Origin of the sequence: Variovorax sp. J31P207 (genome assembly GCF_030316965.1) — a bacterium.
Lineage (GTDB): Bacteria > Pseudomonadota > Gammaproteobacteria > Burkholderiales > Burkholderiaceae_C > Variovorax > Variovorax ginsengisoli_B.
This window is the reverse complement of record NZ_JASZYN010000017.1, coordinates 119,629-141,110: the sequence shown is the minus strand read 5'-3', so window position 1 is coordinate 141,110 and position 21,482 is coordinate 119,629. Positions and strand designations below refer to the sequence as shown.

The window sequence follows — 21,482 nt, the reverse complement described above, 5'->3', positions numbered from 1 at the left end:
CGGCGGAGAAACCAACCAATGGTCGCCGCTCCTGTACGACGGGGTGACTCGGGTCGAGTTGCCCGCCGACCCGAACTACCACTTCATGACAGACATGACGAACCAGGCCATCGCCTGGACACGGTTTCAGCAGTCGATGACACCCGACAGGCCGTTCTTCATGTACTTCGCCCCGGGCGCCACCCACGCGCCGCACCATGTATCGAAGGAGTGGGCCGACAAGTACAAGGGCAAGTTCGATGAGGGCTGGGACAAGTATCGCGAGGACGCGCTGGCGCGGCAGATCAGGCTCGGTATCGTGCCGGCTGGAACGAAGCTCGCGCCCAAGCCCGCCGGCATCAAGGATTGGGACAAGCTGACGCCCGATGAGCGACGACTGTTTGCACGCCAGATGGAAGTCTTCGCGGGATTTTCCGAGCAGGCCGACTACGAGATTGGTCGCCTCGTGAAGGCGATCGAGGATCTGGGCGTGATGGACAACACGCTCTTCATCTACGTCGCTGGTGACAACGGTGCGAGCGCCGAGGGTGGGGCGACCGGCTTGTTCAATGAACTTACGTTCTTCAATGGTGTCCCGGAGACCGTCGAGAACCAGTTGAAGAACCTCGACAAGTGGGGCGGCCCGGAGAGCAGGTCGAGCAATGCCCGAGGCGGAGTGGTCGGGCAGACAACACCGCTCCCGATGTCTTCTATCGCAAAAGCATTGCTGATGAACACAGGATTGGCTATCGCACGACTGTCTCAGCGAAGGGCCGTCGCAGCCCGGTTGGCGCGAACGACACCGGCTGGCACGTCACGAAGCACAGTGCCATATCGTATACATGCTAGAGGGGTGGGCAAAGTTTTGTATACGAGGATCGCGACAGGTTGGTGGAAGCGGGCGACTGCGGTCATCACGTTCTGGGGTCCAGTATCTCCGACTCGACTATTCCTCTGAGATGGAATGCATCGAGGTCATCGGACTTGCTGACTTCGCAAATACCTCTGTCCGCGGCAAGGCATCACGTGCAGCATGAGCCGCGCGGGCGAGGTCTGGGATAACTCGGCCATGGAGAGCTTCTTCAGTTCACTGAAGACTGAGCGCACGGCCAGGAAGGTGTACCGGAGCAGAGAACAGGCCCGCGCTGATGTGTTCGACTACATCGAGCGGTTCTACAACCCGAGGCGCCGTCATTCGACGCTCGGGTACGTCAGTCCGATACAGTTCGAGAAAGCTCAAAAAGCTTAAGTCGGTGTCCACGAAACCGGCAGCAGCCCACCATCGCCATCACCGGCGCGCCGGACGCGTCAGCCCGCCACCTCGTCAATGCCTCCTCGAATCTTTTGGTGAAGGTTGGATCCCGGCCCTCGGTTGGGGCCTCCGCTTTCTAAGCGAAGTGGCTGTAACCCGCCACAGCGAGGAGAACAATGAACACAGCCAACACGACCCAAATATAGGCCCGCCTGTTTTGCCGCGTGTCGGATTTCAATTGCCGATGCGATTCCATAGACTGACTTTCGAACTGAGGGGCTGCAGCGTGCTCGGATGCGCAAGTTCACCTTGTGGGACAAGGGCGCGTCGTGGTGTGCAGAGTAAATCAAGGGAGTGGGTTCCTGTCACGGGCCGCTGTGCTCATGCGCTTGAAAGCATCACCAAGCGCCGGGTCGGGTCGCCCGGGTGCGGTGATCGTCGGCCGCATTGCTCCCAGCAGAGCCCAGCGAGGAGCCAGCATCAGCCTGCATCAACGCGCGATTCAGAGTCTTGCGCGTTTCAAGTACTGCGAAGCCATGGACGCCCTCGGCTTGCACGCCCCGGTCAATGACGCTGCAAAGCATCTCATCGAGAACCGGGACATCGCCGTCGACCAGTCGCGCTCTGGCAGCACGGACCACTGCCTTGTATACCGCGGCTGGCAATGCACGTCCATCCAGATAACCCGCCACCAGAGCTTCGGCTGCTTCTGTCGATAGAGCCATAAGTTACCTCCCGCCCGCGCAGGGCGAAATGTCGCTGAGCAGTTGAACTTCAAGCCACGCGCAATGGATAGCACCGCTCTACGACGTCGTTACCACAGCGGCTTACGATTTCCTTCCTGGCAGCGGAGTCGGCGACAACACCATAGCGCTCAAGATCGACCGAGACAGGCTTTATCCGTCGCGGGAGGCAATGATTCGATTCGGAAGGGACAAATGCAATGTCGCCGACGCGGAGAGGGTCATCGATCGCATCGCCCAGGGCATGGACGAGTCGTGGAAAGAGAATCACTCGATCCTTACCGACTCATTTGCGCAGAAGTTGGGCGCGGCTTGGACGGAAGGTAGGCGTTCGGCGCAACCCAACGCAAGGGTGATCTTCGGAATGGCTGCCAGCGATCCGATCGACGGTGACGCCAAGAACAATGGCGAGCACGCTGAACTCCGCAGTTAGAGCGGCCGGGAAGCAGCAAAACCTAGCGATCAGTGTGGCGCAATCGGCCCTAGCTGCCATTCGATGGGCCTTGGTCGCAAAGGCGGGGTCCAGCTTGAGCAACGGCAACGGCTACGTCTGCACCACCTTGCGGATTCAACCCGTCGGAGACTCTGAGATCGAATTGGCGCCTGAATGACCGCACCCGGCGGCACAGCGTGAGTTCACCGAGCGGCCGGGAATGACAGGAACCGCTGCGATGCTGCCGACTCCTTGGGCGCAACTCGAGACCGTGAAGACTCAGTGACCCCCCGCTCGGCTCAGCCTGGTCGCGTCGCCGAACTGAGCAAGAGTTCGTTTGGCCCACGCCAGCCCTGCTCGCACTGGAATTGCTGAAGCTCCTTCTCCATTTCCCGCCAAGCCGACTCCCTGGCCTTTGCATCCAGGGGCGCGAGGATTTCAATGATCGGTGAGCCCGAGCTTCGAACGAAGGCCATGTAGGCTGCAGCATTGGGAAATTCAAACGGTGCTGCAAGCGTTGCCACCGTGACGTCGACATAACCAGCCGCCACCAGCAGGCTTGCAAATCTGCCAGGCGCCGCGAGGCTGAACAGACCGCCATCGGCGTAGGGCGAGGCGCTACCACTCAACCCCCGGTGCTTCCGGGCCACCTTCATCATGGTCGTGATGCAACGGTTGTTCGCGGGGTGACCGAACACCAGCGCGACGAAGCGACCGCCCGGCCGCAGGACGTTGAACGCTGCGGCCAGCGCAGCGGTCGGCTTCATGCAGAACATGAGCCCGAGCCTGCACATCACCGCATCGAAAGACGCCTCCGCATGAACCGGCCGCTCCGCGTCCGCGACGGCGAAGCGCACGTTGGTCAGGCCTGCCGCTTCGATGCTCCGGCGGGCGAAGTCCAGGATCTTCGGCGAGATGTCGGTCGCCAACACGTCACCCGTGCGCCCGACGGCGAGCGCGATGTCCTTCGTCTGATCACCCGCGCCGGCGGCCAGATCGAGCACGCGTGCACCCGGCCGGAGTCGCGCCTCGGTCAGCATCGCTGCGGTTGCCTGTCGCAACCACGCATGAATGCTCGGCGTGCTCCTGGACTACCCCTCGGCGGCGCGGCCCCAGGCGCTCACACCCGCGTCCGTCATGCGTCTCCCCGGATGCCAGCGTTGACCAGCAGCGGGCCCCATGCACGGCGGTCGTCCTCTACCTTCGCGGCCAGTTCTGCCGGCGAACTGTGTGCGACCACCATGGCTGCATCCCCCAACCGACGTCCCAGTCCGGCGCGAGCGACGACATTGCCCACTGCCACCGATGCCTGTTCCGCGACGCTGGCCGGGGTGCCAGCCGGTGCGAAGAAGGCGAACCACTCGCGCATCACCGATCGCGCGTGGCCCTGTTCGGCGAGCGTCTGCACCGCGGGCGAGAAGCGGCTGCGCTCGAGTCCCGACGTGCCGAGCATCCTCAGGCGATCGGTGGCGAGTTGCGGCAGCAGGAGGCCTTCCGGGAGCACCAGCACGGCGACTTGGCCGCCGAGCAGCGCCGCCATGGCGGGCGGGCCGCCCGGATAGGGAACATGGCGCCAGTCCAGCCCAGCTTGGTCGAACAGCATGACCTCAAGAATGTGCGGCAAGGTGCCGGTGCCTGGCGACGCGGCGTTGGCCTCGCCGGGATGGCGCCGCATCCACTCCACCAGCATCCTCGTGTCGGCGACCTCCGCCGGCACGGCATTGCCCACGGCGACGCCAAGATTCATCTCTGCCGCGAGCGACACGGGCACGAGGTCCCGCGCAGGGTCGTAACCGAGCCTCCGGTACAGCGTGGGGTAGAGGCTGGCTATCGCACCCTGTCCCAACAGCCAGGTCGATTCCTTCCGTGTTCACGCGCGGAAAGGCGGGATGCTCCCAACTCGTGGCCTGCTCGGCAGGCACAGTAGATCTTGCTTGCACGGACAAGAACAAGGATGCGGCCGAGGAAGTCAAAAAAGTCGCTGACGACCTTTTGGTCGTACATACCGTCCTGAAGGAGGAACTCTCCCAGGAAGGTTCCACGGAGGTGGTGGAGCGTGCCGTGGAGCAGGCGGGCGAGCTTGAGAAACGGCTGACAAAGTCGGCGGAGCTTCTGGATGAGGTCAATGAATCCTTGGAGCAAACGGTGCAAGGCGAGGTTCACGCCGGCAGTCCGGCCGGCGATCCGCCCGCGCTAAGTTCCACACGCCATTGATGCACAGCGGCGCGGCGCATCGGAGGCCCTGGGTAGCACGCACAGGCTGTTGACCTACAAGGTGGCAGGGGATGTTCGGCGCTAATACAAGCCGCTAGCAGGCCCCACGTGGCGATTCACAACCGAGCGCCTCTGGCGTACCACGATGCCGCTTCATACTATCCTCATCGAGGACAGCGAGACAATTCGCGAGAACCTGATTCCGACATTGGCTGAGTTGGCCAATGTGCAGGTGATCGCCGTCGCTGAGGGCGCCTCGGAGGCCATCGAGGCCCTTCATCGGTTCGGCGACGAATGGGACCTGGCCATCGTGGATCTCTTCCTGAAGGAAGGCTCCGGGCTCAGCGTGCTGCGTGCTGGGCAGAGCCGGTCTCCGCACCAACACATGCTGGTCCTGACGAACTATCCCACGGCAGAAATCCGTCGCCGATGCCTGGCTCTCGGAGCGGATGGCGTTTTCGACAAATCCACTGAACTCGAGGCCTTCTTTGACCGCTGCCAATCGTATGGCTCATAGCCGAAGAGCCGGCACGTGGGCTTCCTGAAAAAGTCCAGCCAGCTCCTGTTTCGTTAATCGAGAATGCTGGAGACGCCTCCGGCGCTCTGCTCCAACTGAATGGTGGGCTATCTCAATGGCGGCCGGCTTGAGTGCGTTCATCGTCGCCAACGTCGACACCTCGGTCCCGCAGGGGTATACGGAGCGAAGACGTTCGCTGGATACGGCGCAGCGCATCGCGAGAGACGAGGTACCCCTGAATCTGCTTCTCGCTCATGACGCGCTGGTCGGCGCAACGGCTCCCCGGTGTGCGGGCCCGCCCGAGAGGGAAGAGCCAATTCTTGAAGACATGATCAACTCCTTTCTCCGGGGGGTGTGGGTCGAAGATTTTGACTAATTGAGGCCAAGGTTGCACGTTTCAACAATCTCCAGGCCCTCGCTCTGGCTGGGCGCCCTCGGTTTGCACGCCACGGTCAATGACGCTGCATAGCATTGCATCGAGGACCGGGACATCGCCGTCGACCAATCGGGCTCTGGCAGCAAGGACCACTGCCTTGTGTACCTCGGGTGGCAATGCACGTCCGTCCAGGTAGCCGGCGACCAGAGCTTCGGCTGCTTCTGTCGATAGAGCCATAAATGACCTCCTGCCCGCTCAGGGTGAAATGTCGCCGAGCTGATGAAGTTCAGGCCACGCGCAACGGATAGCAGGGCTGTAGCCGTTGCTTCAACGCTGCTGAAGACCTTAGGAACCGTGGCGTCTACCCGCTGGCTTGATTGCTTCGCGTGCGCGCCGCCGCGAGCTGAAACCAGCTGTCTTTGGCGAGGCGTCGAATCGACCGTTCTTCGGGATAGTCAAATCGCAATAGTTCATCGTGCCCTCTTGCCGTGATCGCAAGGACCTTGGCGGCCCGCTCAGGGGGCTCGTCCACCAATGCAAGCACCAAGCCGGCCTGGCGAAGGATCCTGATAGCGTCAATATCCTTCGCAGCATTGAATGACTTGGGGAGTGGCGTGGCAGCGATCTGCCTCGAGAATTCCACAGACATGGCATCTCCTTTCAAAAGCTTCGGGTCCGCGCGCGAAAGAATAGAGCCGGCTCCGCTGGTCTGAACACGCTTTGACCTGAGATAAGTGGATTGGCTGCGAGTTTGATTCTTTCAATCTTCTGGCCCCTGCCGGGCCGCCGGAGGCGCCCCGGTTGAGCCATGTACTCATGGTTCAACCCATCAGGCAGCCTCCTTCATTGCGGGCAGCGTGGCGAAGTAGACCATGTCTGGCGTGCGCCCGTCGTGCGACTGATGCGGGCGCTGGGCGTTGTAGAAATCGAAGTAGGCGGCCAGGTGAAACCGTGCGGCGCTGACGCCGTCGTAGCCCTTCAGGTAGACGTCTTCGTACTTCACGCTGCGCCACAGCCGCTCGACGAAGACGTTGTCGCGCCAGCAGCCTCTACCGTCCATGCTTTGGTGTGCACCGATGCGCTGCACCTCGGCGATGAACTCGGCGCTGCTGAACTGGCTGCCTTGATCCGTGTTCACGATCTCCGGCGCACCCCAACGCGCCGTCGCCTCGCGCAAGGCCTCCACGCAGAAGTCCGCCTCCATCGTGATCGACACTCGATGCGCCAGCACCCGGCGGCTTCGCCAGTCCAGCACAGCCACCAGGTACACCCAGCCGCGCGCCATCGGGATGTAGGTGATGTCCAGCGCCCAGACCTGGTTGGCCCGCTCGATGGTCAGCCCGCGCAACGCGTACGGGAACACCGGATGCGCTGGGTGCCGCTTGCTCGTGTTGGGCTTGCGGTACAGCGCCTGGATGCCCATGCGCCGCATCAGCGTGCGCACGTGCCGCCGCCCAACCTCGATGCCCAGCAACCGCAGCAAGTCCCGCAGCATGCGGCTGCCCGCGAACGGATGCTCCAGGTGCAATTCGTCAATGCGACGCATCAACGTCAGCTCGCTGTCGGCAATCGGCTCGGGGTGGTAGTAGACCGAGCCTCGACTGATGCCCAGCAACAGGGCCTGGCGCTTGATCGGCAGTTCGCCATCACGGTCGATCATCGCTTTGCGCTCAGCAATCCCGCCTTGGTGAGCGCACCCTCTAAAAAATCGTTCTCCAGCGTCAGCTGCCCAATCTTGGTGTGCAATGCCTTGATGTCTATCGCCGGCGCCTCGGTTGCCGTCGCACCGCCGAACACGCCTGCGGCGCGTTCCATCAGTTGTCTGCGCCACTCCGTCACCTGGTTGGGGTGGACGTCGTGCTTCTGTGCGATCTCGGCAATCGTCTGCCATCAGCCAAGGCCTCAATCGCCACCTTGGCCTTGAAGGCCGCTGTGTGGTTGCGGCGGGGTCTCTTGCTCATCTTCTGCTCCTGTCATGCCGGGCTCTATCCTCGCCCATCGGAGCAGCCTATCCACTTTGCAGCGTGTTCAAATTTGAGCGGCCGGCTCTGTTCGTCATGGCCTTCATGGCACGCCTGGCTGTCAACGCAACCGTGAAGGACAAGCCATCTTGCTCGAAGAGATCGAGCGCCCGGCACCATTCGGCGCGGGTGAAGTTGCAGGTGACGATGGCATCGTTCCCCTCGCTTGTGCATCAGGTGTAGCCGCGCTTGACCTTGCCTCGGAACACCCAGTAGACGCCGCAGGTGTAGATCAGGATCACCGGCAGGACCATCACGCCACCGTAGAACAGGAACTGCAGGGAAGCGTCGGGCGCCGCAGCGCTCGCGACAGTGATCGCATAGGGGACCATGTAGGGCCAGAACATCACCCCAAGCGTGAGGTAGGCGGCCACGATGAACAGCACCGTCAGCAGGAAGGCCATCCCGTCGCGTACTCGCGCCCGCGCGCTCACTACAACGCCGGCCAGCGCGGCGATCGAGACCGCAGGGAAGATCGATCCCCAGGGCCGATCGCGCAGGTGACTCTGCGCGACCGCGCCGGCATCGACTGTCAGCGACGCCGCGAAGGCGAGACCAAGCACCACGAACACCGCTAGCGCGAGCCACGGAATTCGCTTGTAAGCCCACTCGCGCAGCGTATCCTCGCTCTTGAGCACGATCCAGCCGGCGCCCAGCAACGCGTAGCCGAACACCAGCCCAATGCCGGTGAGCACCGAGAACGGGTGCAGCCATTCGAAGGAGGTGCCCGAGAACTGGTCGTTGGCCACCGGAACGCCGCGCATCAAGGCACCAACCGCCGCACCCTGCACGAACGCGACCACGATCGAGCCAAGGAAGAAGCCCCAGTCCCAGAGCCAGCGCATGCGCTGCGCTCGAAAGCGGAACTCGAAGGCGATGCCGCGGAAGATGAGCCCCACGAGCAGCAGCAAGACCGGCAGGTAGAACGCACCCATGAACACCGCGTAGACGACCGGAAAGGTCGCGAGCAGTCCCGCCCCGATGATGACTAGCCAAGTCTCGTTGCCGTCCCAGAACGGTGCGATGGTGTTCATCATGTGCAGCCGGTGCTCCTCGTCGGCGGTGCTTCCAAACAGGATGCCGACGCCGAGGTCGAAGCCATCGAGGACCACGTAGAGCAGGATCGCCAGCGCGATCACGGCAGCCCAGAAGAGCGCCAGGTTGCTCGGTTGCGCGGCGGTCATCGGGCGCTCCCTGCGGGCCCGTCGGCCGCCGTCTCGGTGCGAGCCGCGATGGCCAACGGGCGGCTGCCGGTCACGCTGCCAGTGGCCTGCGGCTCGCCTCGCGGCCCGTCGCGCAGCAGCTTGTAGATGTAGTAAATGCCGAACGAGACGAACAGCCAGTAGACCACCACGTAGACGATCAACGAGGCCAGAACGTCCTGCGTGGTCAGCGATGGCGTGACCGCATCCTTGGTGCGCAGCAGTCCGTAGACCACCCAGGGCTGGCGACCGACCTCGGCCGTGTACCAACCGGTCAGGATCGCCACGAAGCCGGTCGGGAACGACAGGAGGTGCACCAGAGAAAACAGCGCGAGGACTCGAGCCTTCCGCGCCAGCGCAGGATGTTGCCCAGCCACGAGACCGCCAGCATGATGAGCCCCATGCCGACCATCAGCCGGAAGGCGAAGAAAGGGATCAGCACCGGCGGTCGGTCCTCTCGGGGAAACGATTCCAGGCCGACTTCGGCCGAGGTGAGGTTGCCCGAGGCGATCAGGCTGCCCAGCTTCGGCACCGAGATGGCGAAGAGGTTGCGCTCATTCGCCTCGTCGGGAATCGCGAAGAGGGTCTCGCTGGCGGGCTGCTCGTTCTTCCAGCGTGCCTCGATGGCAGCGAACTTGGCCGGCTGGTGCTTCAGCACGTATTCCCCGGTCAGGTGGCCGAAGAAGAGTTGAACCGGGATGGAGATCGCGACGAAGCCGAGCCCCCAGTGGAGCATCGTGCGGCCTTCGTCGCGGTGCACGCCGCGCAACAGGTACCAGGCTCCAGTGGCCGAGACGCACATGGCGCTCGTGAGCAGCGCCGCGATCAGCATGTGCGGCCAGCGCACCATCTGCACCGGGCCGAGCACGATCTGCGAACAGTCGGAAGGAATGATCTTGCCGTCCACGATCGTGTGGCCGACCGGCACCTGCATCCAGCTGTTATTGGCCAGGATCCAGAACGACGAGAACATCGTTCCGAGCGTCACCATGCAGCACGAAAAGAAATAGAAGCGCGGCGACACGCGGTAGCGCCCAAGCAGCATGACGCCGAAGAAGGTCGCCTCGAGCATGAACGCGGTGAACCCTTCGTAGCCCAGCAACGGTCCCTGGATGGCGCCTGTCTTCACCGCCAGCACGCCCCAGTTGGTGCCGAACTGAAAGGCCATGACGATGCCAGTCACCACTCCCATGCCGAAGGACACCGCGAAGATCGGCAGCCAGAAGTCGAAGACGCGGCGGTAGATGGCTCGGCCCGTGACCAGTCTGACGCCCTCGATGGTCGCCAGCCACGCCGCCAGGCCGATGGTGAAGGCCGGGAAGATAATGTGAAAGCTGATCACGAACCCGAACTGGATTCGCGAGAGGATCACGGGGTCGAGCGTCATGAATGCCTTGTGTGCGGACCTTCCCAAGCCGACGTGCAAGCGGCCATGGCAGCCCGACGCATCTTCCCATAGACCCGTCGCGATCCGGTATAGGGCTGAAGGGCAATCCAATTGCCTCAAAGGGCAAAAACCGGCCATGGACCGCCCGAGCCATAGACAGAGATCCGTGACTGCACGCATAGTAGGGGCATCACTCGGAACACTCGAAAGCGAATCAATGATGCGCATTTTCTGCCTACCGGCGTTCGATTTTTTAGGCTTCGGGCCCACGTCGAAAGCCTGAGATGGCCGATTCGACCCCCCCATCGGTCCTGATCGTCTACTACACGTACAGCCAGCAGACCTTGAGCGTGGCTGAATCCATGGCGAGTCGACTGCGCGAGCGAGGCTGCGGGGTGCAACTCGCCAAGATCGAGTTCACAGACCCGCGTTACGCCCCCCGGTTCTCGCAGTTTCCGCTGCGACATGCCTATCGCGACATATTCGGGATGGTGCTTCCGCAGTTTCGCGGCGTGACAGGGCAGATCCGAATTCCGGACGAGGTAGGCGCCGGACCCTACGACCTGGTCTGCATCGCCTCGCCCACCTGGTGGCTGCACCCCTGCATGCCGATACGTTCGTTCCTGGAGTCGGAAGCGGGTCGCAAGCTCATCGGCGGCAAGCCTTGTGCCGCAGTCGCGGTCGCCCACCGCTATTGGCGCGACGACCTTCGGATTCTCAAGAAGCTCATCGTCAAGCAAGGCGGCGACTACCTGGATGGCAGCCATTTCACCGCCGGTGGCGGCCCGGTGGACTCCATGCTCGCACTCTTGAGCTACTTGTCGACAGGGGTGACCAAGGAGCGTTACCTCGGCTTCAGGATTCCGCCAGCGACACTGCAGCCCAGCTATGTCGATCAGTCCCGGGCCTTTGCCGATCGACTCGCAGATCGTCTGGCACCCCCGAAACGTTGGTAGCGCAAAGGGAGTGCCCGGGATGTCATGGCACGCCCGCCCATGCTTCTCTGTCGAGGGACCATCAGGGCATGCGCATGGGAAAGTGCAGCCGGTTTGGCTTGCCCTTTCGGGCAACGAAATTGCCCTTTGCCATGATTTACGAATGTCCTCGATACCGCGACCATCATCATCCATGTCGTGCGGCGCGACTAAGTTTTTGCTCGTCCCAGCCGAGGGCTGGACCATTTTCAGGGCAAGCAACCATGCAATCGAGCTTTCATTCGCCAGCAGTTCGCGCCAGTGCAGCCCTTGGAGCTGCATTGCTTATGGCGGCGCCAGCGCGTGCCGAATTGAGCGCCGAGGAGCTCGCCAAGCTGGCGCAGAACCCGGTCGGCAACCTGATCAGCGTGCCGTTCCAGAACAACACCAACCTCAACTACGGGCCCGAGAAGGGCACGCAGAACATCCTCAACATCCAGCCGGTGGTCCCGATTTCGGTCAACTCCGAGTGGAACGTCATCACGCGCACCATCCTGCCGGTGATCTCGATGCCTTCGCTGGGCCCGGGCATCGGCAGCCTCAGCGGGGTCGGCGACGTGGTGTTCACCGCCTTCCTGTCGCCGGCCAACCCCGGCAAGTGGATCTGGGGTGCGGGCCCCGTGGTGCAGATCCCGACCAACAGCAACTCGGAGCTCGGCAACAAGAACTGGGGCATGGGGCCGGCCTTCGTCCTGCTGCACCTGGACCACGGCAGCCCGTGGGTCTACGGGGCACTGGTCAACAACATCTGGTCGGTCAGCAGCAGCAAGCAGGGCGGCTCGTACAACAACGGCACCTTGCAGCCCTTCGCCAACTACAACTTCCCGGGCGGCTTCTACCTGACGACGGCACCGATCATCACGGTCGACTGGAACGCCGACAGCAGCCAGCGCTGGACCGTGCCGCTGGGCGGTGGCGTCGGCAAGATCTTTCACCTGGGCAAGCTGCCGGTGAACACGCAGCTCTCGGCCTACTACAACGTCGTCAAGCCCGACAACGGTCCCAACTGGCAGATCCGCCTGCAGGCGCAGTTCATGTTTCCCAAGTGATCGGCCGCTTGCCGGCCACCTTCTTCATCTGGAGTCCCCATGCTTTTCATCCATCGCTCCCCCGTCGCAGTCCTGGCCCTGGCCGCCCTCGCCACCGGCTGCGCCAACTACCAGCCGCCGAAGCCGATCATCGGCGGCTTCATGTCGCCGCAAGTCTCTCGCACCAGCTGCATCGACGCGGTCTCGCGTGAGCGCAAGGTGCCGAAGGATGACGTCAAGCCGCTCTACGATTCGCAGACGATGGAGCAGGGCTTCTACGTCGTCACGCTCAGCATCGGTGCCGGCCAGCCGAACATCAACTGCACCGTGAACGAGAACGGCGTCGTCTCCGACGTCATCCGCGCGCGTTGAGCCGCCGCGACGCTCGCGCATGGCCACGCCGAAGCCCGCCGACAGGTCCGCCATGCGCGGCCTGGTCCTGCAACTGATCCGCCCCTACCACGCCTGGCTCGCGATCGTGCTGATCGCGATGGTGATCGAGGTGCTCATGAGCCTGGCCGCGCCCTGGCCGCTCAAGCTGGTGCTCGACGATGCGCTCGGCAATCACCATCTGCCTCGCTGGCTCGAATGGGCGCACCAGCTGGGCATCGGGCGCCATACGCTCGGCGTGGCGCTGTTCGCGGGTATCGCGACCGTGATGATCGCAGTCATCGGCGGCATCGCGACCTACATCGACAACTACTACACGACCAGCATCGGGCAATGGGTCGCCAACGACCTGCGGCTGCGCATCTACGAACATCTGCACCGGCTGTCGCTGGGCTTCTACGACACCGCGAAGACCGGCACGCTGATGTCGACCATCACGAGCGACGTCGCGACCGTGCAGAGCTTCGCCTCGTCGTCGACGCTGGGCATCCTCGTTGACATCGTCACGATCGTCTTCATGCTGGGTCTCATGGTCTGGCTCGACTGGGACTTCACGCTGATCGCGGTCGCGGTGATGCCCTTCCTGCTGCTGTTCGTGTTCCGGTTCAAGAATGCGGTCAAGAACGTCACGCGCGACGTGCGCGCGCGCCAGAGCGAGATCGTCGCAGTGGTCCAGGAAGGCCTGGGCCAGGTCCGCGCCGTGAAGGCATTCGGCCGCCAGGATCTCGAGGTGGCGCACATGGAAGCCGCCAGCCACGCCAGCACCGAGGCCGCGCTGCGCGCGCGCAAGGTCAAGTCGCTGCTGTCGCCTGTGGTGGCGGTGGTGGTGGCGCTGTGCACCGGCATCGTGCTCTGGAAGGGCACGGCGCTGATCATCGCCGGCACCATGACGGCCGGCGCGCTGACCGTCTACCTGGCCTACCTCAACAAGTTCTTCAAGCCCGTGAAGGACCTCGCGAGCATGGCCAGCACCATCGCGCAGACCACGGTGGCGCTCGAACGGATCCAGAAGATCCTCGGCGCCGACGACATCATTCGCGAGCGCCCGGATGCGATCGACCCGGGCCGGACCAAGGGCGAGATCAGCTTCGAGAACGTCGCCTTCGGCTACGGTGCCGACGAAGCTCTGGTGCTGCGCGACGTCTCGTTCAACATCAAGCCGGGCCAGGTGGTCGGCATCGTCGGGCCCACGGGCAGCGGCAAGTCGACCGTGGTCAGCCTGATGCCGCGCTTCTACGACCCGAGCGGCGGCCGCGTGCTGATCGACGGCGTCGACATCGCGACGCACAAGCTCGCGGCGCTGCGCTCGCAGATCGGCTTCGTGCTGCAGGAGACGGTGCTGTTCCGCGGCACCATCGGCGAGAACATCGCCTACGGCAAGCCGGGCGCGACCCGCGAGGAGATCGTCGCCGCCGCCAAGCTCGCCAACGCCGACGAGTTCATCGCCCGCATGCCGCATGGCTACGACTCGCTGGTCGGCGAGCGCGGCGACACGCTGTCGGGCGGCCAGCGCCAGCGCATCGGCATCGCGCGGGCGGTGATCCGCAACAGCCCGATCATGATCCTGGACGAACCCACGGCCGCCCTCGACACCGAGTCCGAGCGCCTGGTGATCGAGGGCCTGGAGCGGCTGATGCAGGGCCGCACCGTGATCATGATCGCCCACCGCCTGAGCACCCTGCGCAACGCCGACAAGATCATCGTGCTGAAGGACGGCGTGGTGGTCGAGGAAGGCACCAACGACGAGTTGGTGGCCCTAGGCGGCGTCTATGCCGAGCTGCACCGCATCCAGTACGAAAACCCCGCGGCGGCCGCGGTCCCTGCGACCGCTTCCGCCTGACGCAACCCGAGGTCCGCCATGTCCCATCAACTGATCGTTCTGCCCGACGACACCGCCAAGCCGATCCTCGACGCGATCAACGCGGCCAAGACGGCGCTGAACATCCGGATGTTCCTGTTCACCGACGACACGCTGATCGGCGCGGTGATCGCCGCCAAGCAGCGCGGCGTCAAGGTGCGCGTGATGCTGAATCCGGCCCGCCGCAGCGGTGAGACCGAAAACGAGGCCTCGCGGCAGACCCTGGTCGCCGCCGGCATCGAGGTCCGCGATAGCAATCCGAAGTTCGACCTCACGCACCAGAAGTCGATGGTGGTGGACAGTCGGGTCGGCTTCGTCGAATCGTTGAACTGGGAGCCCAAGGACTTGACCGAGACACGCGACTACGCGGTGATCACGACGCATGCACTCGAAACCAGCGAGATGGAGGCCTGCTTCGATGCCGACTGGTTGCACGCCGACTTCACGCCGCATCCCGACTCGCGCCTGATCTGGTGCCCCGACAACGGCCGTCCGCGCGTCGCCGCGTTCATCGATGGCGCCCGGGACTCGCTCTGGGTGCAGAACGAGCGCTACCAGGACATGGTCATCATCGAGCGGCTGGTGCGGGCGGCGAGCCGGGGCGTGAAGGTCCACATCCTGACCAAGCCGCCGCATTCGCTCAAAGCCGAGAAGCTGATCGAGGGCGTCGGCGGCCTGCGCATCCTGCAGGACGTCGGTGCCAAGGTGCACACGATGAAGCACCTCAAGCTCCACGCCAAGATGATGCTGGCCGACGGCCGGCGCGCCATCGTGGGCTCGATCAACCTGGCGCCCGGCAGCTTCGACGGCCGGCGCGAGCTCGCGATCGAGACTGACGATCCGGCCACCGTGCTGCGCCTTCGGGAAACCGCGGAGCGGGACTGGGCGTCCTCGCACAAGATCGACCTCAGCGATGCGGGCCTGCTGCACGACCTGCAGAAACGCAACCTCGATCCTGCGCACCTCGTGCTCGACGGCAGCGCGCCGCAGGAAGACATGCACAAGGAAGAGGCCAAGTCCAAGGACGAGGCCGGCGGCAAGAGCAGTCACAAGAAGCACTGAGCCGCATATCGAGGCGGTCGATCAGACCCGCCCACGCGGCACCGGTTCAGGGGCGATTGGCGGCCGAGATCACGATCTCGACACGACGGTTCTTGGCCTTGCCCTGCGGCGTGCTGTTGCTCGCCACCGGGCGCGCCTCGCCGAAGCCCTGCGCCGAGATGGTCGCCGCCGGCACGCCCTTGGACGTGAGATAGCGCACCACGTCGTCCGCGCGCGCCGACGACAGTTCAAGGTTGGACGGGAAGCGGCCCCGAAGCTCGGGTCCGATTGGCTCGTTGTCGGTGAAACCCTGGACGATGATCTGTTGCCCCGGAAGGTTGGCGAGCGTCGGTGCGATCTTCGCGAGCGTCGCCTCGCCCTTGGGGCTCAGGCGCCAGCCGCCTTCGGGGAACAGGATCTCATTGACCATCGTCAGCTTCAGCTCGTTCTGCAGCTGAGTGATCTGCGCCTGGTCGGCGCTCAGTTCGCTCGACAGCTGGGTGTTGAGCGCGGCGTAGTTGTTCGCCTTCTGGACCTCGGTGTTGTAGGTGCCCTTAGTGACGCAACCGGTCGCGAGGACGAAAGCGCAGAGCGCGAGGCCGAGCTTGTTGAGTTTCATGATGGACCCCTTGGCGTTGAAGATGGAAAGACGCACGTCGAAAAAACCGGACGTAGTGTGTGCGCCTCCATCTTGAGTCGCATTGGGCTCGAAGGGAATCGGGGACAGGGGCAATCCGGCTGCCCGAAAGGGCAAGTCCGTTGCCTCGAAGTGCAGGCGGACGGTCTGGTGGCCGGCGATGCATGGACGAGCGCAGGCCGAGCGTGCAAAGTCGGTGCTACGCCATGGAAATCATAAAGTTCATCCGCTCGCTCGAAGACCTGCTCTACGAGGTCATGACCTGGCTGCTGTTCTATCCACGCACCTTCTGGCGCGTGCTGGTGCATCCGCAGTCGGTGGCGGCGCGCGCGCTGGCCGACCTGGACGACCAGGCGGCGACGCGCTTCGCGGGCCTGGTGAGTCCGCCGCTGTTCCTGATGTTGACGATCCTGCTCGCGCACGGGGTCGAGATTGAGATCCACGACAACGTGCTCGCGCTGCTGGGTCAGTCGGCGTGGTGCAGCGCGTGACCGCCAAGGAGACCAGTCTGCTGATCTTTCGCGTGATCGGCAACAGCATCGTGCGCTGGTGATGGCCTACGGCTTCGTGCGCCGACAGGGGCTCGAGGTCGACGCGATCACCCTGCGCTCGCCGTTCTACCTGCAGTGCTTCTTTTCCGCGCCCCTGGTCGTGAGCGTGGCCATCGCGACGACGCTGCATCGGGCGGGCAACGATGTCGCAGCCGGCGTCATGGCGGGAGTCGGCGGCGCGTGGTACCTGGGCGTTCAGGGCGTCTGGTTCGGACGCCGGCTGGCGGTCGACCGATCGCTGGGCTTCGCCATCGCGCTCGGACTGTTCGCGGTGTCGCTGGTGATCGTGGCGGTGGTCGGCGTGGTCATTTTCGGGTTGGGGCGTGGTGCAGCACCCGGTTGACGACGCTGCGGAATACCAGGTAGGGCAGTACCGCGAGCAGCAGCGCCACCAGCAGGGCCTCGAACGGATAGAACCAGTGCAGGACGATCACCTGGTAAATCGCGTCGGCCACGATGGCGACGCAGAACACCTTGCCGATGTGCGTCCAGCCCTCGCGCAGCAGGCCCGGTCGGTGCACCGGATCGCGGATCAGTGCGCTGACATAGTAGGGCCGGCCCTCGCGTGCGTCCTGCCGGCCGGCGCGCCAGGCGAAGAAGATGGCGAGGCAGGGCTGCAGCACGAAGCGGAAGGCCAGCGGGACGTGGCGGCCGCTCGTGATGTCGGCCCAGGTGCGCACGAAGGGCTCGAAGATCTCCATGGCCTCAGATGAAGCGGCGCAGGATGCTGAAGAACATCAGCAGGCCCGCGGCCGACATGATCAGCGCGATCACGAGCGAGGGCTGGGCCAGGCGGAACTGCTGGCTCTGGTTGAGCGACTTGAGCCGTGCCCAGTATTCGATCGTGCCGACCACGATGCTGGCCGTGCCCAGGCCGGTCAGGAAAAGCCCGACGTTGCGCGCGGCATCATCGCTGCGCAGATGCCCGCCCTGCTGCTGGAAGGCCTCGAGCACCTTGTAGATCGTGAAGCCGAAGCTGATCATCGACAGCCCCGTGCGCACCCAGGCCATCAACGAGCGGTCGGCGGCCATTAGCGTGCGCTCGAGGGCGAGGTCGGTGCGGATCTGCGCCAGTTCGTCCGAGGTCTTGGGACGCGGCGGGGCCGGGTCGGCGGGAGGGGGCGTAGAAGCGGTGTTCATGGGCGGCTCATGACTATGCATGCCGGGAGCCGCTTCGTCCATGCTTGCGGACGGCAAATCGCCTCACTTGCCCTTAAGGGCAAGCCCGTTGCCCCTTGGCCCTATTTGCAGTCCGCGCCACGCCTGTCAGGATGGGTGGCGAACAGTGGAACAAACTGGAGATACCTATGGCTGACAAGGCCCCCAACATCATCATGATCATGGCCGACGACGTCGGCATCTGGAACCTCAGCGCCTACCACCGGGGCATGATGGGCGGCAGCACCCCGAACATCGACCGCCTGGCCAAGGAAGGCGCGCTGTTCACCGACTACTACGGTCAGCAGTCTTGCACCGCGGGGCGGGCCGCCTTCATTCTGGGCCAGACGCCATTTCGCACCGGCCTCTTGAAGGTGGGAATGCCGGCGGCCAAGCAGGGCCTGCAGGACAAGGACCCGACCATCGCCGAGTTGCTCAAGCCCCTGGGCTATGCCGCGGCGCAGATCGGCAAGAACCACCTGGGCGACCGCAACGAATACCTGCCCACGGTCCATGGCTTCGACGAGTTCTACGGCATCCTGTACCACCTCAACGCGATGGAGGAACCCTACGACGGCGAGTATCCGAAGGTGCCGGGCTTTCACGAGCAGTTCGGTCCGCGCAACATCATCGAATCCTTCGCCACCGACGTCGACGACCCGACCGAGGAGCCGCGCTGGGGCCGGGTCGGCAAGCAGAAGATCAACGACTGCGGCCCGCTGCCGCCCCACCCGGGCATGGACCCGGCCGCGAAGTTCAGCATGGAGGATGTCGATGCCGAACTGGTGCGGCGCTCGGTCGACTTCATCGACCGCTCGGTGAAGGCCGGCAAACCCTTCTTCCTCTGGCACAACTCCACCCGCTGCCACGTCTGGACCCATCTGTCGGACAAGTGGAAGGACAAGAGCGGCTTCGGCCTCTATGCGGATGCCATGATGGAACTCGACTGGAGCGTCGGCGAACTGCTCCGCAAGCTCGACGACGAGGGTATCGCCGACAACACCATCGTGATGTTCACGAGCGACAACGGCGCCGAGATCTTCAGCTGGCCCGACGGAGGCAACCATCCGTTCCGGGGCGAGAAGGGCACCGTGTTCGAGGGCGGCTTCCGCGTGCCGATGCTGGCCAAGTGGCCGGGCGTGATCCAGCCCGGCACCATCGTCAACGAGATCATGGCGGCGGAAGACTGGCTGCCGACGCTGGTCGCCGCCGCCGGCGAACCGAAGATCAAGGAAAAACTGCTGACCGGCTACAAGGCGGGCGAGAAGACCTTCAGGAACCACCTCGACGGCTACGACTTCGGGCCGTACTTCAAGGGTGAAGCGCCCGGGCCGCGCCACGAGTTTTTCTACTTCAGCGACAACGCCGACCTGATGGCCGTGCGCTACAACGCCTGGAAGGTCAGCTTCAAGACCATCAAAGGGAATCTCTTCAACGGCAAGCCCGATTCGACCAACGTGCCGCTGGTGACCAACCTGCGGCAGGACCCGTGGGAGCGTTACCAGAGCGAAAGCCTGCTGTATGGCCGCTGGTGGGGCGAGAAGCTCTGGACGATGATTCCCGCGGTCGGCATCGTGGGCAAGTTCCTGGGCACCTTCAGGGAGTACCCGCCGAGCCAGGTGTCGGGATCCTTGAGCGTGGAGAAGGCCCTGCAGATGCTGCAGGAAGGAAGCCAGGGCAGCGGCACGTGACACACATCAATGTTGACAGGGCACTTCATGGGTCTTGCCGTTTGGCTGAGACCCACCATTCAACAGGTCGAATCTTTGATCGTTTCCTCGGGAGGACCAGTCCACCCTCCCATCAACACTGAACTGGAGTAATCCATGACTCGACTTCTTCGGTACCTCGTTCTCATGCTTGCCGCACTGGCTGCAGGCTGCGCGAACAATACGCTGAACAACGACAATCTTGCGATCGCCGCCGGTTTCAAGGTCATCACGCCGGTCAAGCCTGATCAGCAGGCCATCCTTGCGAAGCTCCCGAAGGACAAGGTGTCCCCGGTGACCTATAACGGGACGATGTACTACGTGATCCCGGATTCGTTGAACAACCTGGCTTATGTCGGGGGCGCGGCCGAGTACCAGGAATATCAGAAGTTGCGGGTTGCCAAGCAGTTGAGCAACAACAACCTCGAGGCGGCGCAGATGAACCAAATGGACGCCGTGGGCTTGGGCGGCTGGGGCGGTGGCGTCGCCTTCGTCGGCGGCTTCCGCAGGTAGCGCCGAAACGACCTGACGATGCATCGCCTTTGGATCACGGGGGCTGAGTTCGATGCGTCATGCCTCGCGCTTTCCACAATCGGAGTGGACCTCCCTCGGCGAAGGCCGCCTGGTGCGAATGTTCCAGCCGGACCGCCACGCCTTCGACGAGCGCCGTGCCGGCGAGCCGCCGGTCGACGGCGCCGGCTGAGCGGCTTGTTCGTCAGGGCGCCGGCACCACCTCGTAGTACACGCCGCTCGAGCCGAAGTAGGGCTTGTACCAGGTCGGTCCCGACTGGTAGTAGGTGACGCCGTTCACCACCATGCTGCGCGCGCCACCGGGGAGGGCGGCGATCTGGGTGCCGAGCGGCATGGCGGACTGCACCACGACGGCAGGTGGCTGGACGATCACGGGCGCGGGCTGGACCACCACCGCTGGGCGGCTCGCATCGGCGATCGCCGCGCCCACCGCCAGGCCCGCGACCGCGCCCGCTGCGGCGCCGCAGCCATAGCAGCCCGGCGGACGGTAGTAGGGGTGGTAGGGGTGGTAGCCCCCGACCGCGACCGCGCCGCCTCGCCAGCCGCCCGCGGCCGCAACCCAGGCGTTGGCACCCGAGAGTGGAATGAGGGCGCCGCACACGACGGCGGCGCCGAGGACGAGTGTCTTGATCCGGTTCATCGTATGGCTCCTTGGCGCGCTCACTTGGGCGGCCCCATCTGCTTGAATTCGAGCTTCGTGGCGCCCGGCGGGATCGCGGCGCTGAAGGTCTTCGCGGGCACCGTCGCGTTGAGCTTCCATTCGGAGAACTCGACCGTGAAGGTCGGCTGGCGTTCGCTCGATCGGTAGGAGACGACCATCAGCCGGGGCAGCTTGTCGGCGGCGCCGATCCAGATTTCCCAGTCCAGGCCAGGGGCGGTGAACGCCAAGTGCTCGGTCTTGACGCCGCCGACGGTGGACTGCCCGACCCAGAAGGCGCTCGTGAAGTCCTTCGTGAGGAACGCGTAGGGATCGGCCACCAGCAGGTCGAAGAAAGGCGCGGTGGCGTCGGAGCCCGGCTGCACGGCCTGCATGAGCGTCTCGATCGCGCCGCCGTTGGCCTCTCGCTGCGAATAGAACCGCCGGTCGGCGCCGATCACGGTCACGGACTTGCCGTCGTAGAAGCTGTCGCTCGGGAACAGGTCGCCGCGGGCCTCGACGAAGAGCTTGTCGGGCCGTTGCATCACCACGCGCGAGGACGCGAACAGGCTCACGTACTGGCCGTTGGGCGCCGGCGTCGGCACGATGCCGCGGACCTTGAAGCTCAGCGTCCTGGCGCTCGCGAGCGTGTCGCTCATGCCCTTGAGCAGGGCCAGCGCACGCTCGTCCTTGACGGGCGCGGCAGCAGCGGTGGCCGCGGGCTTGGAGGCATCCTGCGCGAATGCCGCGCGGTCGACGGCCAGCATCGCGATCCCTGCGAGCAGCGCGGCGCCGGCTCGGCGGCCGAATCGAGGGAGAGGGACTTTCATTGGAGTTGCTCCAC

The 21,482-nt window shown here is 64.2% G+C and carries 24 protein-coding genes and 3 pseudogenes; 15 read left to right on the top strand and 12 right to left on the bottom strand.

Annotation, left to right across the window (positions count from 1 at the left end; genetic code table 11):
• Together QTI68_RS35315 and QTI68_RS35310 are read left to right on the top strand one after the other, a co-directional pair.
• Window positions 1-937, top strand: a 937-nt coding sequence (locus QTI68_RS35315; RefSeq protein WP_286528668.1) for a sulfatase-like hydrolase/transferase, incomplete at its 5' end; no start/stop codon positions are given.
• A gap of 60 nt (window positions 938-997) precedes the next feature.
• Window positions 998-1,228, top strand: a pseudogene (locus QTI68_RS35310) (IS3 family transposase); the annotation flags it as partial.
• 401 nt (window positions 1,229-1,629) lie between these two features.
• Here the strand turns inward: QTI68_RS35310 and QTI68_RS35305 are convergent.
• Entirely contained in the window at window positions 1,630-1,956 is a 327-nt protein-coding gene (locus tag QTI68_RS35305; protein ID WP_286528666.1) for a hypothetical protein, read from the bottom strand.
• 190 nt (window positions 1,957-2,146) lie between these two features.
• Here QTI68_RS35305 and QTI68_RS35300 point away from each other — a divergent pair, with 190 nt between their 5' ends.
• Window positions 2,147-2,407 carry a hypothetical protein gene (locus QTI68_RS35300; RefSeq protein WP_286528665.1) on the top strand — a complete coding sequence of 87 codons (261 nt, stop codon included), beginning with the start codon at window positions 2,147-2,149 and terminating at the stop codon, window positions 2,405-2,407.
• A gap of 299 nt (window positions 2,408-2,706) precedes the next feature.
• Here the strand turns inward: QTI68_RS35300 and QTI68_RS35295 are convergent, their stop codons facing one another.
• Both QTI68_RS35295 and QTI68_RS35290 read right to left on the bottom strand, forming a co-directional pair.
• A complete protein-coding gene (locus tag QTI68_RS35295; RefSeq protein ID WP_353506466.1) occupies window positions 2,707-3,447 on the bottom strand; it encodes a class I SAM-dependent methyltransferase in 741 nt (246 codons plus the stop codon).
• A gap of 95 nt (window positions 3,448-3,542) precedes the next feature.
• A complete protein-coding gene (locus QTI68_RS35290; RefSeq protein ID WP_286528661.1) occupies window positions 3,543-4,253 on the bottom strand; it encodes a tripartite tricarboxylate transporter substrate-binding protein in 711 nt (236 codons plus the stop codon).
• A 20-nt stretch (window positions 4,254-4,273) separates the two neighbouring features.
• Between QTI68_RS35290 and QTI68_RS35285 the strand changes: the two genes are divergently transcribed.
• Both QTI68_RS35285 and QTI68_RS35280 read left to right on the top strand, forming a co-directional pair.
• Window positions 4,274-4,621 (top strand): hypothetical protein, encoded by a 348-nt coding sequence (locus tag QTI68_RS35285; RefSeq protein ID WP_286528660.1) that lies wholly within the window; start codon window positions 4,274-4,276, stop codon window positions 4,619-4,621.
• Window positions 4,622-4,766: 145 nt separating this feature from the next.
• Window positions 4,767-5,138: a response regulator gene (locus QTI68_RS35280; RefSeq protein WP_286528656.1), complete on the top strand. Its 372-nt coding sequence runs from the start codon at window positions 4,767-4,769 to the stop codon at window positions 5,136-5,138.
• 737 nt (window positions 5,139-5,875) lie between these two features.
• Here the strand turns inward: QTI68_RS35280 and QTI68_RS35275 are convergent.
• The 4 genes and pseudogenes from QTI68_RS35275 to QTI68_RS35260 form a co-directional block, all read right to left on the bottom strand.
• On the bottom strand, window positions 5,876-6,163 hold the full coding sequence (locus tag QTI68_RS35275) for a hypothetical protein (RefSeq protein ID WP_286528654.1): 288 nt from the start codon (window positions 6,161-6,163) through the stop codon (window positions 5,876-5,878).
• 180 nt (window positions 6,164-6,343) lie between these two features.
• Window positions 6,344-7,475: pseudogene (locus QTI68_RS35270) on the bottom strand (IS3 family transposase).
• A gap of 233 nt (window positions 7,476-7,708) precedes the next feature.
• The gene (cydB, locus tag QTI68_RS35265; protein WP_286528652.1) at window positions 7,709-8,719 is read right to left on the bottom strand and encodes a cytochrome d ubiquinol oxidase subunit II; all 1,011 of its coding nucleotides are present in this window, start codon (window positions 8,717-8,719) and stop codon (window positions 7,709-7,711) included.
• Window positions 8,716-10,124 (bottom strand): annotated as a pseudogene (locus QTI68_RS35260) (cytochrome ubiquinol oxidase subunit I). Before QTI68_RS35260 ends, cydB begins: the two are co-directional and overlap by 4 nt.
• Before the next feature lie 284 nt (window positions 10,125-10,408).
• Between QTI68_RS35260 and QTI68_RS35255 the strand changes: the two are divergent.
• The 5 genes from QTI68_RS35255 to QTI68_RS35235 all read left to right on the top strand — a co-directional run bounded on the left by QTI68_RS35255 (window position 10,409) and on the right by QTI68_RS35235 (window position 15,436).
• Window positions 10,409-11,080: a flavodoxin family protein gene (locus QTI68_RS35255; protein ID WP_286528650.1), complete on the top strand. Its 672-nt coding sequence runs from the start codon at window positions 10,409-10,411 to the stop codon at window positions 11,078-11,080.
• Window positions 11,081-11,385: 305 nt separating this feature from the next.
• Window positions 11,386-12,147, top strand: a complete 762-nt coding sequence (locus QTI68_RS35250) for a transporter (RefSeq protein ID WP_286528649.1) — start codon at window positions 11,386-11,388, stop codon at window positions 12,145-12,147.
• A 39-nt stretch (window positions 12,148-12,186) separates the two neighbouring features.
• Entirely contained in the window at window positions 12,187-12,498 is a 312-nt protein-coding gene (locus QTI68_RS35245; protein ID WP_286528647.1) for a hypothetical protein, read from the top strand.
• A 19-nt stretch (window positions 12,499-12,517) separates the two neighbouring features.
• Window positions 12,518-14,356 (top strand): ABC transporter ATP-binding protein, encoded by a 1,839-nt coding sequence (locus tag QTI68_RS35240; protein ID WP_286528645.1) that lies wholly within the window; start codon window positions 12,518-12,520, stop codon window positions 14,354-14,356.
• Between the two features lie 18 nt (window positions 14,357-14,374).
• On the top strand, window positions 14,375-15,436 hold the full coding sequence (locus QTI68_RS35235) for a phospholipase D-like domain-containing protein (protein ID WP_286528642.1): 1,062 nt from the start codon (window positions 14,375-14,377) through the stop codon (window positions 15,434-15,436).
• Between the two features lie 46 nt (window positions 15,437-15,482).
• Here the strand turns inward: QTI68_RS35235 and QTI68_RS35230 are convergent, their stop codons facing one another.
• Entirely contained in the window at window positions 15,483-16,034 is a 552-nt protein-coding gene (locus QTI68_RS35230) for an OmpA/MotB family protein (RefSeq protein ID WP_286528641.1), read from the bottom strand.
• Between the two features lie 224 nt (window positions 16,035-16,258).
• On the opposite strand from QTI68_RS35230, the gene QTI68_RS35225 reads away from it, so the two are divergent.
• Both QTI68_RS35225 and QTI68_RS35220 read left to right on the top strand, forming a co-directional pair.
• Complete coding sequence (locus tag QTI68_RS35225; RefSeq protein ID WP_286528639.1) at window positions 16,259-16,543, top strand: hypothetical protein; 285 nt, start codon at window positions 16,259-16,261, stop codon at window positions 16,541-16,543.
• Between the two features lie 61 nt (window positions 16,544-16,604).
• Complete coding sequence (locus QTI68_RS35220; RefSeq protein WP_286528636.1) at window positions 16,605-16,946, top strand: hypothetical protein; 342 nt, start codon at window positions 16,605-16,607, stop codon at window positions 16,944-16,946.
• On the opposite strand, the gene QTI68_RS35215 is transcribed toward QTI68_RS35220, so the two are convergent.
• A complete protein-coding gene (locus QTI68_RS35215; RefSeq protein WP_286528635.1) occupies window positions 16,909-17,304 on the bottom strand; it encodes a hypothetical protein in 396 nt (131 codons plus the stop codon). The genes QTI68_RS35220 and QTI68_RS35215 overlap by 38 nt on opposite strands.
• A gap of 4 nt (window positions 17,305-17,308) precedes the next feature.
• Window positions 17,309-17,743, bottom strand: coding sequence for a YidH family protein (locus QTI68_RS35210; RefSeq protein WP_286528633.1), 435 nt, complete (start codon window positions 17,741-17,743; stop codon window positions 17,309-17,311).
• Window positions 17,744-17,910: 167 nt separating this feature from the next.
• On the opposite strand from QTI68_RS35210, the gene QTI68_RS35205 reads away from it, so the two are divergent.
• The 3 genes from QTI68_RS35205 to QTI68_RS35195 all read left to right on the top strand — a co-directional run bounded on the left by QTI68_RS35205 (window position 17,911) and on the right by QTI68_RS35195 (window position 20,173).
• Window positions 17,911-19,452, top strand: a complete 1,542-nt coding sequence (locus tag QTI68_RS35205; protein WP_286528632.1) for an arylsulfatase — start codon at window positions 17,911-17,913, stop codon at window positions 19,450-19,452.
• A gap of 135 nt (window positions 19,453-19,587) precedes the next feature.
• Entirely contained in the window at window positions 19,588-19,983 is a 396-nt protein-coding gene (locus QTI68_RS35200) for a hypothetical protein (RefSeq protein ID WP_286528630.1), read from the top strand.
• Window positions 19,984-20,035: 52 nt separating this feature from the next.
• Entirely contained in the window at window positions 20,036-20,173 is a 138-nt protein-coding gene (locus QTI68_RS35195; RefSeq protein ID WP_286528629.1) for a hypothetical protein, read from the top strand.
• 12 nt (window positions 20,174-20,185) lie between these two features.
• Here the strand turns inward: QTI68_RS35195 and QTI68_RS35190 are convergent, their stop codons facing one another.
• Both QTI68_RS35190 and QTI68_RS35185 read right to left on the bottom strand, forming a co-directional pair.
• Window positions 20,186-20,641, bottom strand: a complete 456-nt coding sequence (locus QTI68_RS35190; protein WP_286528628.1) for a hypothetical protein — start codon at window positions 20,639-20,641, stop codon at window positions 20,186-20,188.
• Window positions 20,642-20,661: 20 nt separating this feature from the next.
• Window positions 20,662-21,468, bottom strand: a complete 807-nt coding sequence (locus tag QTI68_RS35185) for a DUF2092 domain-containing protein (RefSeq protein ID WP_286528627.1) — start codon at window positions 21,466-21,468, stop codon at window positions 20,662-20,664.
• Window positions 21,469-21,482 lie beyond the last annotated feature (14 nt).